This window comes from Cytobacillus sp. IB215665, from assembly GCF_033963835.1.
Classification (GTDB): Bacteria; Bacillota; Bacilli; order Bacillales; family SM2101; genus Nanhaiella.
Map to the genome: position 1 here is coordinate 402,851 of NZ_JAXBME010000003.1, position 16,359 is coordinate 419,209.

Consider the following 16,359-nt stretch of genomic DNA (forward strand, 5'->3'; position numbering starts at 1 on the left):
AAAACATGTTTTAAATGGGTCATCTATGACATTGAGTTAAAGTTTATCCTGCTAAAGATGACTGTTTACCTTGTTGTAGCTGGTACATCTGATAATATTTGCCTCTCATTTGCATGAGATCATCATGATTACCTTGTTCAACAATTCGTCCTCGATCAAGTACTAAAATTTGATTCGCATTTTTTATCGTTGATAGACGATGAGCGATAATAAATGTTGTACGTCCTTTTTTCAACACTTCTAACCCGTCTTGAATAATCTTTTCGGTTTCTGTATCTACATTTGCCGTAGCCTCATCAAGAATGAGAACTGCTGGGTCAAAAGCAAGTGCACGTGCAAAAGATATTAACTGTCTCTGCCCTGTAGATAACGTACTACCTTTTTCAATTACCTTCTCGTCATAGCCATTTTGTAAGTTTTTAAGCAATCGATCCGCCCCAACATCTTGTAAAGCTTTTTCTACTTGTTCACGAGTAATCATTGGATCATTTAAGCTAACGTTAGAAGCTATTGTACCTGTAAACAAAAATGGATCTTGTAAAACGATTGCCATATGCTGCCTTAACATTTGTACTGGGATAGTATTTATATCTTGACCGTCAATGAGTATTTTTCCTTCTTTCGTATCATAAAAGCGGGACAGAAGATTCATAACTGAGCTTTTTCCTGAACCTGTATGACCTACGAGAGCAATCGTATCTCCTTCCTTCGCCTCAAAGGAAATATCATGGAGAACTGTTTCCCCTTCTTTATAACCGAAAGAAACTTTATCAAATGTAACATTACCTTTATAGCGTGGCATTTTATCCTCACATACTTCTGTGCCATCTTTGTCAAGAAGTTCAAACACTCGTTCTGAAGATACTAATGCTTGCTCAAGATTTGCTAATTGGTTTACTAATCCAGTGATCGGCTGGAATAGACGATTCAAATAATCAACAAACGCATATAGCACACCTAGGGATATAGCCGAATTCGCTGTTAATGATTGGCCACCAAAATACCAAATCAAAGCAACGAAGGCTATATTACGTAGTACGCCAACTAAATTATGAGACGTTAAAGAATTTAAGCGTAGTAACTTATTTTGATTGTCGAAATAATCTTTATTAATTTCTTCGAATTCTTCTTTTGTTTCAGATTTTCTTCGAAATGCTTGAATAATAGTCATTCCTTGTATAGATTCATTGATCATTGCATTAATATCACTTAAGCGTGATCGTATGATATGGTTGTATTTTGACGCATACTTTCGATAAAATTTTATCCAAACGACTAGTATTGGAACAAGCACTAAACAAATGAGCGCAAGTTTTACGTCTAATAAAAATAACGCAATATAAATACCAGTAATATAAATGATACTAGTAACGAATGTTGCTAACACGGTTACAAATAATTCTTTTATCGTTTCAGTATCATTAGTAATCCTTGAAACTATTTTTCCAGCTGGTAAGCTGTCGAAATATTTAATTGGCAGTTTTTGAATATGTGTAAATACATCGTTTCTCATTTTCTTAATAATACGATTCGCCGAAGTTTCTAGAAAAAACTTTTGCCCATATGTGAATATTGAAGCGACGACAAGCAAAGCAAAGTACACTAAAATTAATTTGAATAAATCGTCTACTTCTGGCATGTAAAAAGATAATAGCTCATCATTTGTTAGTTCAACAGCTGGATAGCTCATCTCTTCATTACTACGGGTAATGGTCAATGTGCCGTCCTCATATGTTCGTTCACCCTCAGGAGTCGTGACTGGTTGGTCAACAAACACATAATCTCTACCTACTTGTAAGACGCGGACCTCTTTTCCTTTTACATCATCGACAGAAAAATGATCCTCCCGTTTGTACCATGTATCTTGATATAATACAGCGTTTTCCCCTTCATCTGTTTCATACCACGGATAACTATCAATTCCTAAAATGTGCTGATCAATCATCCGCTTTGCAATAAATGGACCAGCTAAATCAGCTGCAACAGCAACCATTAGCATGAGCAGTGCAAAGATGATTGTTTTTTTGTATATAAGAGCATAATTAAATAAGCGTTTTCCTATCGTCATACAACCACCTCCTCTTCAATATGTTCTTCTAGTTGCTGTCGGTCATATTGCTCTTTGTACCATCCATTTTGTTGTAGTAATTCAAAATGGGTACCCTCTTCAGTGATTTTTCCATCTTCAAGAACGAGTATTCTGTCAGCATGCTGTACAGCAGACAATCTGTGTGTTGTTATAATTGTAGTTTTGCCAGCTCGTTCTTGCTGGATATTCTCAATAATTTTAGTTTCTGTTTTAGCATCAACTGCTGAAAGAGAATCGTCTAAAATTAGTATTTCTGGATTAACTACGAGCGCTCGAGAGATAGAAATCCGCTGTTTTTGTCCCCCTGACAATGACACTCCTTTTTCTCCTACTAATGTTTCTAATCCTTCAGGAATAAGAGCTAAATCTTTACGGAAAGCAGCTAAATCAATCGCTTTATCAATCTCTTGGTCTGTTGCGTCTTTCTTACCAAATATGATATTTTCTTTTACAGTTCTAGAGAACAGCACGTGATCCTGAGGAACGTAACCGAGCCATCCTTGAATTTGCTCAATATCAATATGCTCAAGTGGCACATCAGAAATAGCAATATTTCCAGTACCAAGTGGGTATTCACGTAAAAGTTGTTTTACTAACGTTGTCTTCCCACTTCCTGTTTTACCAACAATCCCTAACGTTTCTCCACGGGATAGTTTGAATGATATCCCCTCCAAATTATTAACCTCTGAAGAAGGATATTTAAATGTCACATTGTCAAATGAAATTGCTCCTGGATATTCAAGCGAACGAGGTTGCTTATCGTTCATTACATCTGCTTCGTATGAAAGTGTTTCGTTAACACGATCTAATGAAGCATTACCACGTTGCATTACATTCATTAATTCTCCCACTGCAAACATTGGCCATATAAGCATTCCTAAATAAACGTTGAATGAAACGAGCTCACCTAATGTAATTGCCTTATGAAAGACAAGATACGCTCCGTAACCTAGACCTATTAAATAACTCATACCAACTAATACTTTTATCGTTGGATCAAAAAGTGCATCAATGACTGCAACTTTTACATTTTTCTTATAAACATCGTTAGTTTGAGACTCAAATTGTTGTCGGTCAGCTTGTTCCTGTACATATGCGCGCACAACTCGAACACCTGAAATGGATTCCAACACACGGTCATTCATATCACCAAATGAATCCTGAGCTTCCGTAAACCGTTCATGGATTTTTTTTCCATAAATTTTCATCGCAATCGCCATGATTGGCATTGGTAACACTGCCGCAAGAGTTAACTTCCAGCTAATCATAAAGCCCATCGTAAATAATATCGTCAACATATAAGCAGAAGAATCTATGAGTGTAAGTATTCCAAAGCCGGCTGTGATTGATATGGCTTTTAAATCATTCGTAGCCTGAGCCATTAAATCCCCTGTGCGTTTCTTTTCATAAAATGTTGGGGTCATCTTTAATAAATGATTCATAAATTTTGAACGTAACGTTCGCTCAACGACGAACGCTCCACCGAATAAATTGTACATCCATTTATATGTCATTACATATCCAACAACCATAATTGCCAATAACAACAGTAAATATTGAGTCAGTTTTTGTACAGTCAAACTACCTACAAAAATATCATCAATTGCCCCACCGATTAGCCAAGGTGGAATCACCTCTAAAATATTCACGATAAACAATAATGTAATTGCCACTGCGTAGCGTTTCCATTCTTCCTTAAAAAACCATTTTAATTTTAATAAAACTGAAAACATGTGATCATCCTCCTTTTCTTAGTTGTCTGTACGCTAACCACCTTCGAGATCTCCAGTATTCATCGTTCTCAATGATTGTTTCGATTCCATTTCATGTCCTCCTCAATAATTTGTTTAAGTATGTTGTTTTAGTGTTCAATTAACAGAAATACCTTTGCTCTGTTATGTTGAACAATAGTTATATATAAAAAGGGCATATCCGAATGATTCCAGATATGCCCTAATTATCCAATTATATTGTATAGCAATATAAAAAGGCACAAACCACGGATTAATTCCATGACCTATACCTTGTGAGAACAATTGTTTTTCAACTTCTGAGATTTTTATTAAAATTCTCTTAGTTTAATTATAAAAAGCCGTCATTGGATAGGTCACGTTTTTCATTATGAAGTTATTGTTATTGTTCACGTCTACATCTTTGATATCAGTAATGAATACAATTTTCTTCATCATTTCGTAACCCTCCTTGTTAATAGTTAAAGTTAATACTTTGCTAGATTATCATTAACTGGCTTGTTCTGTCAATTCTTATTTTTTAAAAAATATGTGAATCAACAAATAGTGTAAACGATTTAATTCATTGCTGAGCTAACTTCTTCAATTAATTTGCTTGTAGCACTCATTTTATCCTCTGCGTGTGTAATCGCTGTAATGACTGCAACACCCTCTGCACCAGCTTGAATAATAGGCTGTATCTTTCCAGCTTTTATCCCACCAATTGCAACAATCGGTACCGAAATGTCGTTGTCCCTCATCTCTTGAATAATCGAAGGTCCATTTACATTTGTCGCATCTTCTTTTGTATTAGTCGGATAGATTGAGCCTACACCTAAATAATCGGCTCCTTTTGCAGTTGCATCTTTTGCTTGCTCAACAGTATGAGCGGATACGCCTAATATCATTGTCGAGCCTAATTTATTACGTACATTTTCGACTGGCTCATCTTCTTGGCCAATATGTACGCCATCTGCTTGAAGCTTAATTGCTAGTTCAATATCATCGTTAACGAAAAAAGGGATGTTGTGATCTTTACATATCTTTTGAAGTTCAATTCCTAGATCATATCTTACTATCCCACTTTTTGCGCCAACACCTTTTTCACGGTATTGAAAAGCAGTGATACCACCTCGTATTGCTTCCAGTAGAACAACACAAGGATCACCTAAACAATCTTGACTACCCATCACGAAATAAAGTGGTAACATTTCTTGAACCTTTTTATTAGACATTTTAAAGAGCTCCTTTCTTGTCAAATGCCCAATGATTCGTAGGTCCATGCCCTGAACCAATGCCTAACTCATGCTGTATCGCTGCTTGGATAAAAGCTTCTGCAGTCTCAATAGCCTCGTAAATAGCTTTTCCTTTGGCAATTTCTGCTGTAATTGCTGCTGCAAAAGTACAGCCAGTTCCATGTGTATGTCTCGTTTCTATCCTTTTGTTATGAAACTCATAAAACTCGTCACCATCAAATAATAGGTCTACAACAATATCTTCTTCGTCATGACCACCTTTAATGATTACATTCTGTGCCCCTAGTTCATAAATCATTTTTGCAGCGTTTTGTCGATCATCCAAATTGTTTATCTTTATGCCTGCAATTATTTCTGCTTCAGGGATATTCGGAGTAATAACATATGCTAATGGGATTAAGTACTTCTTAAGAGTCGTAACCGCTTCTTCTTGAAGCAAGGCGGCACCACCCTTTGCAACCATTACTGGGTCAACAATTACATGTTGCCATCTATATTCAGAAATTTTATTAGCTACCGCTTTGATTAATTCACTTGAAAATAGCATGCCAGTTTTTATGGCGTCTGGAGCTAAATCGATAGCGATAGAGTCTATTTGTTGAATCGTAGCTTCTACTGTTAATGGGAAGACCCCTTGAACACCGAGAGTATTTTGTGCGGTCACTGCTGTAATAGCAGACATACCAAACACATCAAGCTCTTGAAATGTTTTTAAATCGGCTTGAATCCCAGCTCCACCTCCGCTATCAGATCCAGCAATGGTTAATGCTTTATATACATTCATTTGTTCCATCTCCAACTTTTCTAGGATGTTCAAAGATATTAGCTCACGATGATTTCTTGGCTCATCGATAAGTAGGACTTTTTGAACATACACTATATTATTTAGCTCATTTCATAAATTTTGTTATCGATACTAAATTAGAGCAGCTATTTGAGGTTTATACATCCTCATTTGAAAGAAGTAACAATGCTTTGCTTATCGCTAAAAACAACACTCAAGGCAAATCAAGGCAAAACAGTATGTTGTTTAACTGTATTGGCAATGAGCGTTCTTCATTTCATTACAAGTTTTCATCCTAAATATTTGTGATATAACGACCTTGCCTCTGATATTTCCTTTGTGCCATGGACAAGAACACGACCGTCTTTAAAAATAACGAGCCGATGTTGACCTGTCTCAAATGCAACTAAATATGGATTACGCTCGACCGTACCACCTTGAGATTTCAGTAGCTCAGCTACTTTTTCCAAATCTCGATCAATTTTTTTGGGTGGTCGAATTTGTACCGCATCTCTACCACAAAGAATGGCTGATTTCGTTTGATTTTCGTAAGATAAAAATGGATAGGTTCTACCTTCACCACAAGATGAACATTCAGTCTTCTTTACTCTATCAACACTAATTGCTGAATGTTGATTTTTCCAAAGATCAAAAGATACTAGCTTTTTTCTTAATGCAGCCCAGTCTTCGACTAATATCTTTAAAGCTTCAGATGTCTGATATGCGACCACCATTTGAACTGCTGGACTAATTATTCCAGCAGTATCACATGTCATCCCTCCTAAAGGGACTGTTTCCAGTAAACAATGTAAACATGGAGTGATGCCAGGGACAATTGTATAGCTAATCCCATAGCTCCCAACACAAGCACCATATATCCACGGAATTTCGTATTTTTGCGAAATATCATTTATTAGCAATCTCGTATCGAAATTATCCGTTGCATCAAGGATGAGATCTACTCCTAAAACCAATTCTTCCATTTCTTGTACAGACACATCTGCAACATGTGCATTAATTTCCACATGTGAATTTATCGCTTGCAATCGGCTTTTTGCTGCAACAGCCTTAGGTATTCTCTCTTGTGCATCTATTTCACTATAAAGTTGTTGTCTTTGTAAATTGCTCCATTCAACATAATCCCTATCAACGATTGTTAATTTTCCAACCCCTGCTCGTACGAGGGCTTCAGCATTGCCTGTTCCTAATGCTCCAGCCCCTATAAGGAGTACATGCTTGTTGGAGATTTTTTGTTGACCTGTTTCGCCAATCGGTAAAAATAATTGTTGTCGTGAATAACGTTCACTCAACCAATGCTCATTCCTTCCATCGGACTGCTAGCAGTAGCATATCGTTTTTTTGGTATACGCCCCGCCTCATAACCTAACCGTCCTGCATCAATCCCCAGCTTCATTGCTTGTGCCATCTTAACCGGGTCATTTGCACCAGATACTGCTGTATTCAACAATACGCCGTCAGCACCTAACTCCATTGCTAAGCTTGCATCTGTCGGACTACCGATTCCTGCATCTACGATTACTGGAACCGTTGCCTGTTCAATAATAAAGCTTAAATTTAACGGATTGATAATACCTTGTCCAGAGCCAATCGGTGATGCACCTGGCATAATTGCATGACAGCCTAACTCCTGTAATTTTCTTGCTAGTACAACATCATCAGACGTATAAGGCAAGACAATAAAGCCTTCCTCAAGTAATTGTTCAGATGCTTTAAATGTTTCTATTGGGTCTGGTAGCAACGTTTTTGAATCTCCAATTACTTCTACTTTTATCATATCACAAAGACCAGAAGCTTTTGCTAGCTTTGCAATCCGAACAGCTTCTTCAGCAGTTGCTGCGCCAGCCGTATTTGGTAATAACTTATATTTACTAACGTCTAACTGTTCTAAAAAATTAGGTTGACTTTTTTCATAAATATTCATTCTTCGAACTGCAAAAGTTAACACCTCTGTATTCGATACATCAACAGCATCCTTTTGTACTTCAAAACTAGAATATTTACCTGTTCCTAAAAATAAACGTGATGAAAATTCATATGGTCCAATTTTTAACATATTAACCGCCTCCTACAAAATGTACAATCTCAATTCTGTCATTATCATTTACTTGTGTATCTTTATGATCCTGCTTTTGTAAAATAGTAGAGTTTATTTCAACAATAACAATGTTATCCTCAAGCTCGAAGTGGGCGAGTACATCTGATATATTTTCTAAAGTATCAGGTACATCAACCCGATCACCATTAATAAATAACTTCATTCTCACACTCCTTTCTCTAACAACATTGTCTAATCATAGATTGTTATTTTCATATTTTCTAAAACCGTTGTTGATTGGCGTACAACATCCAATCTGTTTACGTAAGCTAGCTGTATATCTCAACAACAAAGCATACGGAAAAAGAACCTACATTTAAAAAACCAAGCATTTAACGATCAATTCGAAAATGCTGCATTAACTCATAATCATGGTCGATTCCTTCAACTAAATCAGCAGTAACTTTGCCAGTTATAGGGGCTAACAAAATCCCATTTCGATAATGCCCTGTAGCTATAATTAAGCCCATCACATGTGGATGCTCCCCTAATAAAGGCATACCATCATGAGTTTGAGGACGAATGCCTGACCATGCTTTTTCAAATTGAGTGTTGATGATTTCTGGTAAAATGATCGAAGCTTTTTCTATTAGACTACAAATGGAACCCGTAGATACTGTCGTATTGAAAGTATTTGGGTACATTGTTGCTCCAATAATTATTCTTCCACCCTTTTTTGGAACTAGGTAACAATGGTGAGAAAAGATTGTTTGTGTTAACAAAGGTTTGTCAGTCTTGACAGATAAACATTCCCCTTTTACCGGATAGCTAGGCAATGACAACCCAGTTTGCTTGATAACCATGTCCGTCCAAGCACCGCTAGCTACAATAACCCTTTCGGAATGGAATTCACCCTCGTTTGTAACAACACCTTGGATTTTATCGTTTTTTATGATTAATGAATAAACATTCGTTTCCTCTTTGATCATAGCTCCTAGCACCCTTGCTGCCCTAAAAAATGCAATCGTTAAATCATAAGCAGACACTTGACCATCTTTAGGTATACTCATAGCTCCTCTGACAATTGAAGACAGTGAAGGTTCATTTGCTCTCACTTCTTCAGATGTTAAATATTCAGTTTGTTCTCCAATATTTTTTTGCAGTTGAATAATTTGTTTTAATTGCTGCTCCTCTTCTTCACTTATTGCAATCTTGAGCATTCCTTTGTTCACATATCCAATATGGACGTTCGATTTGCTTTCTAATTCCTCGATCGTTGTAGGAAACATGCTCCTGCTTTTTTTAGCTAATTGAAACAATGGCCCATCCTCAGTTAATTCCGCTTGAGCTGCTAACATCCCTGCAGCAGCACCAGAAGATTTACTACCTAATTGATCTTTCTCAATGACCAGCACATGGTGCCCTCGCTTTGCTAGATGATAAGCGATTGAACCACCATTTATGCCCCCACCAATAACGATGGCATCATACGTTTTCTTCATGTAATCATCTCTTTCGATAACATTTTTGAATATTCTTTTACTGCTTCTATAGGCGTTTGGGCTAATAATACACCTGACAATACTGCCACTCCATCTACTCCTCTATCTATCAGTTCAGGAATATGAATTGGTTTAATTCCTCCAATGGCGATTAAAGGTATCGATAGCTGTTTTTTAAATTCTTTGACACTATCAACCCCTTTAGCTATCACTCCTTTTTTGGAGGAGGTAGGATAAATATGACCATACATCACATAATCAGCCCCTTGCAGTTCTGCTTCAACAGCCTCTTCTAATGAATGAACAGACTTCCCTATGCGAAGCTTTGGAAATACCCTTTTCACATCGCTTACCGATAAGCTATGATATGCTAGCTGAACACCACCAACTTCAGCAACTGAAGCAACATCAATTCGGTCATTTATGACTATCTTATTAAGTGGTACACTTCGTTGTATTAGTTGATTAATCATTTGATATAAGTCTCTCGCTGACATTTGTTTTTCACGTAAGTGTATAGCAGTTGCAAAAGGATGAATCTCACTAATAATCGAAACAAACGTGTTGATTGATTGTATCCCAGTTGAAACAATATGTAGCTCTTTGTTTGCCATAAGACCTCCTTGTAAATAAATTTAGTCAAGTATTTGAGCTTAGTTTATTCAGCTCTAGACATTACTCCCTAATAAACGGTCGCACATATAAAGATGAGAGATGTACTAACGTAAATTTACTCAGCAATCCAAACAGCTCATCGATATTGAGAATTACCCATATACTATAATTAGTGCCCTATCTCAAAAGACGCGATCGTCAAATAAGAAAATAACAATATTGAAATGTACATGTAGCCTTCAACAGTCATAAACATAAGCAACTAAAAAACCCACTCTTGCGTAAGAGTGGGTTTACATGTATCGAATGCATGAATATTTGACGTTATTAATCCAATTCATGAATAATATGTCTCATACCTAATTCATAAATTAAGCATGAAGACAAAGTCATTATCACATGTTGTCCACTTCCCTACGCTGGTGTCAGCCAGATCAGGTTCAAAGGGTCTGGAAACAAGATTCCATCTCAGTCTTCAATCAGACTCCCCTAGTGTTAATATATTTAGTTAGGCTGTCTCATAGTTCACTACAAAGTTTCCGAAGAGAGCCTTTAGTTATTCCTTTTCATAGTATAACACATGTACTAGATTTCTCAATTAATATATATGACAGTTAAGTGAATAACATGACTCTCAGCTTTTTAAAACGTATAGAATTTTTTATAGTCTTTCGAGAAAAAGAGATACCCTGAAATTTAGTTATATTTGTGTTTAGATCATTTTAAGAAAAGCAACAGTTAATTGAATAACTGCTTTTTCACAAAAGGAATATCATAGCACCTAATTCTCTTTATAACGAAGGAGATTCATAAACCCTGATGAAACTGTGCTAATATAGTAAAAGCAACATATTTCACGAAATAAACAAACTATTCAACTACTACAGCTGTTCCAAATGCTATGATTTCAGATGCACCTGTCATCACATTAGAGGTTTCTAAGCGTAAACATATAATGGCATTCGCCCCTTTACTTTTCGCATCTTCTACCATCCTGCTAATCGCTCGCTGCCGAGCCTCATCCATGACTTCTGTATATTCTTTAATTTCTCCTCCAACAAGTGTCTTAAGCCCTGCCATGATATCTTTACCAATGTGCTTCGTTTGCACAGTATTTCCTCTAACAAATCCTATTAATTGTTTAATCTCTTTCCCTGGGACAAAATCAGTAGTTACTAAGATCATCTTGATCTTCCTCCTTCTTCTCTTTTAAACGGTCAATAAATAACAAAATGAATAACAACAAAAAAATTACAAACGCGCTACCTAAAAGAAGTAGAGCTATTTTCACATTGATAAATAGGTAGACATATCCGAGAAGTTGAAAACAAACAATAATGAAAACTAACACATACTTTGTTTTTGTAATCAAATTGTTCACCACCTCATAGCCCATAAACTCCAAATAAAATACTAATCAAACATAGTACGCACAAACCTATAAAAAAGTTCAAATAAATTTTTAGTGTCAATCCCCCAATGTTTTAAAGCGGTGAAATAGTTGGGAATAGAAAAGGCTACAAACCATTCGTTTATAGCCTACTCAACGTGTTATTCTATTACTTGAATTGTTTCTTCTATATGGTCATGGAGCTCATCTTTTTTCATATGGACAGTCACATTATATTCACCGATTTTTTCAAAGGTTTTTAGCACCTTATATTCTCCTGCATTGCCTTCAATAGCGTCAATATAATCATGCTTTTCCTGTCCGTCCTGCCAAACTTCAAACTGAACCTCAGCTTTAGATAATGAGCTATTATCTACCTGGAGGTGAGCGATTAATGCTACTTCAGTATTTAATTTCACATTATCCATTGACATAAAATGAATTTTGAGCCCTTCCCCATGATTTGCTTCTTCATGCTCGCTAGATTCACTTTCCATGTTCTCATGACTATCTTCATCTTTCATATCCATACTCTCATTTGAGTCATTATTCATTACGCTTTCACTCTCTTGCTGAACATCAGCAGAACCGACTGTTATATCTTCTGTGGGCATTGTATGTAATCCTCTTGCTGTAACGTGTGCTGTAACAGCATAAACACCTGCTTCTGCAAAGGTTTTGTTAATAAAATAAACCCCGTCTCCTTTGAGCTTTCCTTCTACTTCCTCTGATTCCTCTTCACCCATTTTTTTAATTTCAAAAGTCACACTATCAGCATCATTAACAAAACCTTCTCCTTGTGTTACTGTTGCGGATATTTCAACTTCATCCTGTGGATTAATTATATCTGGCTTCGTTTGAATTACTACCTCAATCAATTCCAATTGTACAGGTGGTTCTTCTGTTTTAGAGCAACCAACTAACCCAATGATTAACATTAAAACCATTACAAGTAACTTCTTCATTATTTAATTTATCTCCCCTTCTATCATTGATAAGTCCATTATTACCAATTTTATTATGTAAAAAATATCTAACAGTCATTTTACAATAAAATTGTGTTAGATCTGTGAAATTAACGCAAATGTATTTCTTTTTTCACAAATAGAATTTGTTTAAACTTTGATGGTCGTGTTTCGTCCATAGAAATAAACAAGTTTCCAACTAAAGTTAGTAGTATTTTTTCTACAAAACGATGACAACAGTATACAACATCTTCAAACGCATGATTTTGAACACAAAGTATAGATTGATGATGACAAAATAGTCGATCGTTAACTTGTAATAGTTTTCTTTCAAAATTACCTTTATATCAAAAGTTGTTATAAAGAAGCCAGCTTATCTATTTACTTTTTCTAAATGTTCATATTAATTCTGTTGCTTTAGAGTGAGAACAACTAGTTAAGTTTCTGTATATATGTAACAAACGATTCATGATGTACTCATTCATAAACACACGACAAAAAAGAAATTGACATACCGTTGATAATATGTCAATTTCCTTTTTTTATAATTATTTATTTGTCTGTCAAATCAATATTATTGTTGTTCACTTGTCACTAGATCTTTCGACTTTCCTTCAACCAAAATAGGCTCTTTTACAAATTCTTCTTTTAATTCGTCTAAACTATTTTTTATATTTCCTTTTCCTGAGAAATTCTCAATTAAGTCTTTGACATCGATGCCAGAAGAAGCCTTTAGGGATTCCTGTAGTGTTGACATCAAATCTGTAGCATAGCCTGTTACTTTGTTGGCACCACCATTTTCTCCACTACCTGTGTCAACGACAGTGATTTTATCAATATTTGATAATGGACTTGCAACTTCCTTCGCATATTGTGGAAGCATGCTAATAATCATATCAAGTGTTGCTGCTTGGCCGTACAACTCAAATGCTTCAGCAATTTTTTGTTTCGCTTCTGCTTCTGCAAGACCTTTAAGACGTGTAACTTCCGCTTCTGCTTCCCCTTGTGCACGTTCTGCATCTGCTTTTGCAACACCGTCAATTCGTACTTTTTCCGCTTCCGCTCTAGCCATCGCTTCAATACGGTACTTTTGTGCATCTGCTTGTGCAATTTGTTGAGCTTTTTCCGCTTCTGCTGACTGCTCAACAGCATAGCGATCAGCATCTGCTTTCTTTTTCACCTCAGAATCATATTGCTTTTCTCGACGTGTAATTTCTTTTTCTTCAAGCTCAATTTGCTTTTGGCGCTCTATAATTCTAATTTGCATTTGTTGTTCTGTAACTTCCTGTCTAGCACGTGCTTCCTCTAAATGATACGCTTGGTCAGCTCGTGCTTTCGCAATATCCTGCTCTCTACGGTAATCAGCAATATTCATTTGATTTTCTTTTTCTGCTTCAGCAATTTCTGTTGCACGTTCTAATTCAGCTTTCTGAGCATCTTTATCCGCTTCAGCACGCTTAATGCGTGTTTCTTTGTCTGCTTCTGCCGTCGCGATGTCAGCATCACGTTTTACTTGTGCAATACGAGGTTTACCTAATGATTCTAAGTAGCCGTTTTTATCGCGCACATCTTTAATCGTAAATGATACGATAACTAAACCCATTTTTGCTAAGTCTTGAGATGCTACCCGTTGTACCTCTTGAGAGAATTTTTCCCGATTCTTATAAATTTCTTCTACAGTCATTGATCCTAGTATAGAACGAAGATGTCCTTCTAATACTTCTCGCGCTTCATTTTGAAGTGCATCCTTTGTTTTCCCAAGAAACTGCTCTGCTGCTGTTGCAATTTCGCCAATTGTGCTTCCAATCTTAATAATCGCTGTACCATCTGCCATAACAGGAACACCTTGTTCTGTATATACTTCAGGTGTTTGCACATCTAGTTTACTAGATAACAAACTTAGCGGTTCGGATTGTTGGAATACTGGTAATACAAATGTACCTCCACCACGGACTATTTTTATTTTATTGCCACCTTCATCGACATTAACATTTTTGCTCCCTAAGTAGCTTCCAGTAACGATTAGTGCTTCATCTGGGCCAACTGTTCTGTATCTGCTAACAAATACAGCAATTAAAGCAAGAATTAATAACACTACAACTCCTATTACGATAAATATTGTGCTAAGACCACTCATTTTATCTCCTCCTCTATTATTCTCTATCTTACAATAAATTTATTTTTAAAACTCATAATTTTCCTCATAAGGTGCTACTTGTAATACACCGGATTTGACATCAATGATAATGACTTGTTGTTCAGAAGCAATCGGCTGTTCATCAAAGCTCTGTGCAGATTTTGCAATATTGCCACTCTTACCTTCCAAAATTACCTCCCCATAGCCACCTTTTGGAATTGAAATAATAACTTTACCAATTCTCCCCTTTAAATCGTCTTCAGATATAGTAATTGAACTTTCAGCTGACTTTAATGGTACAAAAACAAATAAATGCAAAATAATTGAACAAACAAGAGCCGTAACAAAAGATATAATTGCTGAAACAATACTTGTAAGGGAAGTTAACCTTTCTAATAAGTATCCTGCCGCACTAAAAATAGTGAAAAATGATAACAACAAAGATGGATTTAAATATCCTCCGGGATCAACATCCAATATTCCATCAAGAATATCACCAAATAAAATATAAATAACCGTTAATATGCCTCCACCTATTAAACAATACAAATAAATAGTTTGTAAGGGATATCCCAAAACCTCCATCATTTTTTCCTCCTTTCTTTAGGCTGCCTAATTAATAATACGATCTTATGCAAGAATAGTTTCAAAATTCTTTAATATTTTGTTTAGAAGCTACTAAAGTGAATAATCCCGGAATCCTATTTTCAATTCCATCATCTGAATCGTATGGCATCGCCCACTTGATTCCCTTTTCTTCTTCTAAACAGTTTATTATGAAGCCAGCTTGTGAGACAGCTGTCACGACTTCTCCTATATTCCACCTGCGAATTTTCACTTTATTTAACGTATTACGATGATCTTCAGGTAATAAGATCCGATATGCAACATCTTCGTCTATTACTTCTTCTTGAAAATAATCTCCCGCAGCTTTCAGTTTATTTTCTCATTGAATCAACTTCGATACGACTGGGTGATAGTCTCTAATTATCAACTTCCCCCCATGTTTAAGTGATTGGAAGACAAGCTTAAATAAAGGTTATATCAATGAAATAGTGCAGCACTCCTAATTCTAGCAAAATAAAATCGTACTCTGCTAGCTTTTTTTCATCTGGAATTGCTAATACATCTGAAACGATGTACTCGATGTTCACATTAGCTTCGTGTGCCAACTCTACTGCATATTTTTTATTTTCTTCTGAAATATCAACAACGGTTACTTCAGCGCCTAATAATGCAAAACACACAGCTTTATTACCTTTAGATCCTAATAAATTTGCTAGCTTTTTACCTTTTACATCACCCATAAATCTTAAGTAGTGAGATACTTTATTTTTTGGATTTTTCTTTAACTGCAAAGCGTACTCTTTCGGTGTGCCATATCTTGCAGACCAAGCTTCGTAAGCTTTCTCATTCCATGCCACTTGATTATAGAAACTAACTACATCCTGTTTTATTTCGTATCCCCCCATTCTACTAAGTTTAATAATATTCGTCATGTTGCTGTTTTAATCCTTTAACTTTTTTTAAGTCGAATACATTAGGTTACTTTAATAACTTAGTTCCATTTTCTTACTGGTATTCGATTGTCATTTTTATAATAAACACTGCATGAATTTTAATAGTAAAATAAGTATATTTATTAGCACGAAAATATTCTCAATTATTTACACTGTTTAAGTTTATAAAAGGATCTTTTCTATTTAACTGAAAACGAAACGTAAGATAAGTCTTGATTCTTACATCTTATTTGATGGTAGCAATGATATTACGAATGCTTAATGTAATCGTGTTTACACTTTAGTAAAAAGTTACAATTTATGCAAAAACAACTT

14 protein-coding genes, 1 pseudogene and 1 riboswitch are annotated in these 16,359 nt (G+C 35.8%); all 15 genes and pseudogenes read right to left on the reverse strand.

The window, feature by feature from the left end:
* Positions 1-43 precede the first annotated feature (43 nt).
* The 15 genes and pseudogenes from SLH52_RS06105 to SLH52_RS06175 all read right to left on the reverse strand — a co-directional run bounded on the left by SLH52_RS06105 (position 44) and on the right by SLH52_RS06175 (position 15,981).
* The gene (locus tag SLH52_RS06105; protein WP_320208387.1) at positions 44-2,068 is read right to left on the reverse strand and encodes an ABC transporter ATP-binding protein; all 2,025 of its coding nucleotides are present in this window, start codon (positions 2,066-2,068) and stop codon (positions 44-46) included.
* Positions 2,065-3,822: an ABC transporter ATP-binding protein gene (locus tag SLH52_RS06110; RefSeq protein ID WP_320208388.1), complete on the reverse strand. Its 1,758-nt coding sequence runs from the start codon at positions 3,820-3,822 to the stop codon at positions 2,065-2,067. Before SLH52_RS06110 ends, SLH52_RS06105 begins: the two co-directional genes overlap by 4 nt.
* A 575-nt stretch (positions 3,823-4,397) precedes the next feature.
* Complete coding sequence (gene thiE / locus SLH52_RS06115; RefSeq protein WP_320208389.1) at positions 4,398-5,054, reverse strand: thiamine phosphate synthase; 657 nt, start codon at positions 5,052-5,054, stop codon at positions 4,398-4,400.
* Position 5,055: 1 nt separating this feature from the next.
* Positions 5,056-5,859, reverse strand: a complete 804-nt coding sequence (gene thiD / locus SLH52_RS06120; RefSeq protein WP_320208390.1) for a bifunctional hydroxymethylpyrimidine kinase/phosphomethylpyrimidine kinase — start codon at positions 5,857-5,859, stop codon at positions 5,056-5,058.
* 290 nt (positions 5,860-6,149) lie between these two features.
* The gene (locus SLH52_RS06125; RefSeq protein ID WP_320208391.1) at positions 6,150-7,169 is read right to left on the reverse strand and encodes a thiazole biosynthesis adenylyltransferase ThiF; all 1,020 of its coding nucleotides are present in this window, start codon (positions 7,167-7,169) and stop codon (positions 6,150-6,152) included.
* Positions 7,166-7,933 carry a thiazole synthase gene (locus SLH52_RS06130; RefSeq protein WP_320208392.1) on the reverse strand — a complete coding sequence of 256 codons (768 nt, stop codon included), beginning with the start codon at positions 7,931-7,933 and terminating at the stop codon, positions 7,166-7,168. Before SLH52_RS06130 ends, SLH52_RS06125 begins: the two co-directional genes overlap by 4 nt.
* Before the next feature lies 1 nt (position 7,934).
* Positions 7,935-8,138, reverse strand: a complete 204-nt coding sequence (gene thiS / locus SLH52_RS06135; protein ID WP_214483497.1) for a sulfur carrier protein ThiS — start codon at positions 8,136-8,138, stop codon at positions 7,935-7,937.
* A gap of 169 nt (positions 8,139-8,307) precedes the next feature.
* Positions 8,308-9,417 (reverse strand): glycine oxidase ThiO, encoded by a 1,110-nt coding sequence (gene thiO / locus SLH52_RS06140; protein ID WP_320208393.1) that lies wholly within the window; start codon positions 9,415-9,417, stop codon positions 8,308-8,310.
* Positions 9,414-10,031 carry a thiazole tautomerase TenI gene (gene tenI, locus SLH52_RS06145; RefSeq protein WP_320208394.1) on the reverse strand — a complete coding sequence of 206 codons (618 nt, stop codon included), beginning with the start codon at positions 10,029-10,031 and terminating at the stop codon, positions 9,414-9,416. Before tenI ends, thiO begins: the two co-directional genes overlap by 4 nt.
* 395 nt (positions 10,032-10,426) lie before the next feature.
* Positions 10,427-10,533: riboswitch (TPP riboswitch) on the reverse strand.
* Between the two features lie 369 nt (positions 10,534-10,902).
* Entirely contained in the window at positions 10,903-11,217 is a 315-nt protein-coding gene (locus SLH52_RS06150) for a YbjQ family protein (protein WP_214483494.1), read from the reverse strand.
* Complete coding sequence (locus SLH52_RS06155) at positions 11,198-11,404, reverse strand: hypothetical protein (protein ID WP_320208395.1); 207 nt, start codon at positions 11,402-11,404, stop codon at positions 11,198-11,200. Before SLH52_RS06155 ends, SLH52_RS06150 begins: the two co-directional genes overlap by 20 nt.
* A 179-nt stretch (positions 11,405-11,583) precedes the next feature.
* Positions 11,584-12,387: a FixH family protein gene (locus tag SLH52_RS06160; protein WP_320208396.1), complete on the reverse strand. Its 804-nt coding sequence runs from the start codon at positions 12,385-12,387 to the stop codon at positions 11,584-11,586.
* A gap of 574 nt (positions 12,388-12,961) precedes the next feature.
* Positions 12,962-14,524 (reverse strand): flotillin family protein, encoded by a 1,563-nt coding sequence (locus tag SLH52_RS06165; protein WP_320208397.1) that lies wholly within the window; start codon positions 14,522-14,524, stop codon positions 12,962-12,964.
* A gap of 45 nt (positions 14,525-14,569) precedes the next feature.
* Positions 14,570-15,112 (reverse strand): hypothetical protein, encoded by a 543-nt coding sequence (locus SLH52_RS06170; RefSeq protein ID WP_413785492.1) that lies wholly within the window; start codon positions 15,110-15,112, stop codon positions 14,570-14,572.
* 58 nt (positions 15,113-15,170) lie between these two features.
* Positions 15,171-15,981 (reverse strand): annotated as a pseudogene (locus SLH52_RS06175) (class I SAM-dependent methyltransferase).
* Positions 15,982-16,359: the final 378 nt, after the last annotated feature.

What these genes read in the sequence shown, in the direction of transcription:
- SLH52_RS06105 (WP_320208387.1), bottom strand. Translation starts at nt 2,068, where the DNA reads ATGACGATAGGAAAACGCTTATTTAATTATGCTCTTATATACAAAAAA.
- SLH52_RS06110 (WP_320208388.1), bottom strand. Translation starts at nt 3,822, where the DNA reads ATGTTTTCAGTTTTATTAAAATTAAAATGGTTTTTTAAGGAAGAATGG.
- thiE (WP_320208389.1), bottom strand. Translation starts at nt 5,054, where the DNA reads ATGTCTAATAAAAAGGTTCAAGAAATGTTACCACTTTATTTCGTGATG.
- thiD (WP_320208390.1), bottom strand. Translation starts at nt 5,859, where the DNA reads ATGAATGTATATAAAGCATTAACCATTGCTGGATCTGATAGCGGAGGT.
- SLH52_RS06130 (WP_320208392.1), bottom strand. Translation starts at nt 7,933, where the DNA reads ATGTTAAAAATTGGACCATATGAATTTTCATCACGTTTATTTTTAGGA.
- thiS (WP_214483497.1), bottom strand. Translation starts at nt 8,138, where the DNA reads ATGAAGTTATTTATTAATGGTGATCGGGTTGATGTACCTGATACTTTA.
- thiO (WP_320208393.1), bottom strand. Translation starts at nt 9,417, where the DNA reads ATGAAGAAAACGTATGATGCCATCGTTATTGGTGGGGGCATAAATGGT.
- tenI (WP_320208394.1), bottom strand. Translation starts at nt 10,031, where the DNA reads ATGGCAAACAAAGAGCTACATATTGTTTCAACTGGGATACAATCAATC.
- SLH52_RS06150 (WP_214483494.1), bottom strand. Translation starts at nt 11,217, where the DNA reads ATGATCTTAGTAACTACTGATTTTGTCCCAGGGAAAGAGATTAAACAA.
- SLH52_RS06160 (WP_320208396.1), bottom strand. Translation starts at nt 12,387, where the DNA reads ATGAAGAAGTTACTTGTAATGGTTTTAATGTTAATCATTGGGTTAGTT.
- SLH52_RS06165 (WP_320208397.1), bottom strand. Translation starts at nt 14,524, where the DNA reads ATGAGTGGTCTTAGCACAATATTTATCGTAATAGGAGTTGTAGTGTTA.
- SLH52_RS06170 (WP_413785492.1), bottom strand. Translation starts at nt 15,112, where the DNA reads ATGATGGAGGTTTTGGGATATCCCTTACAAACTATTTATTTGTATTGT.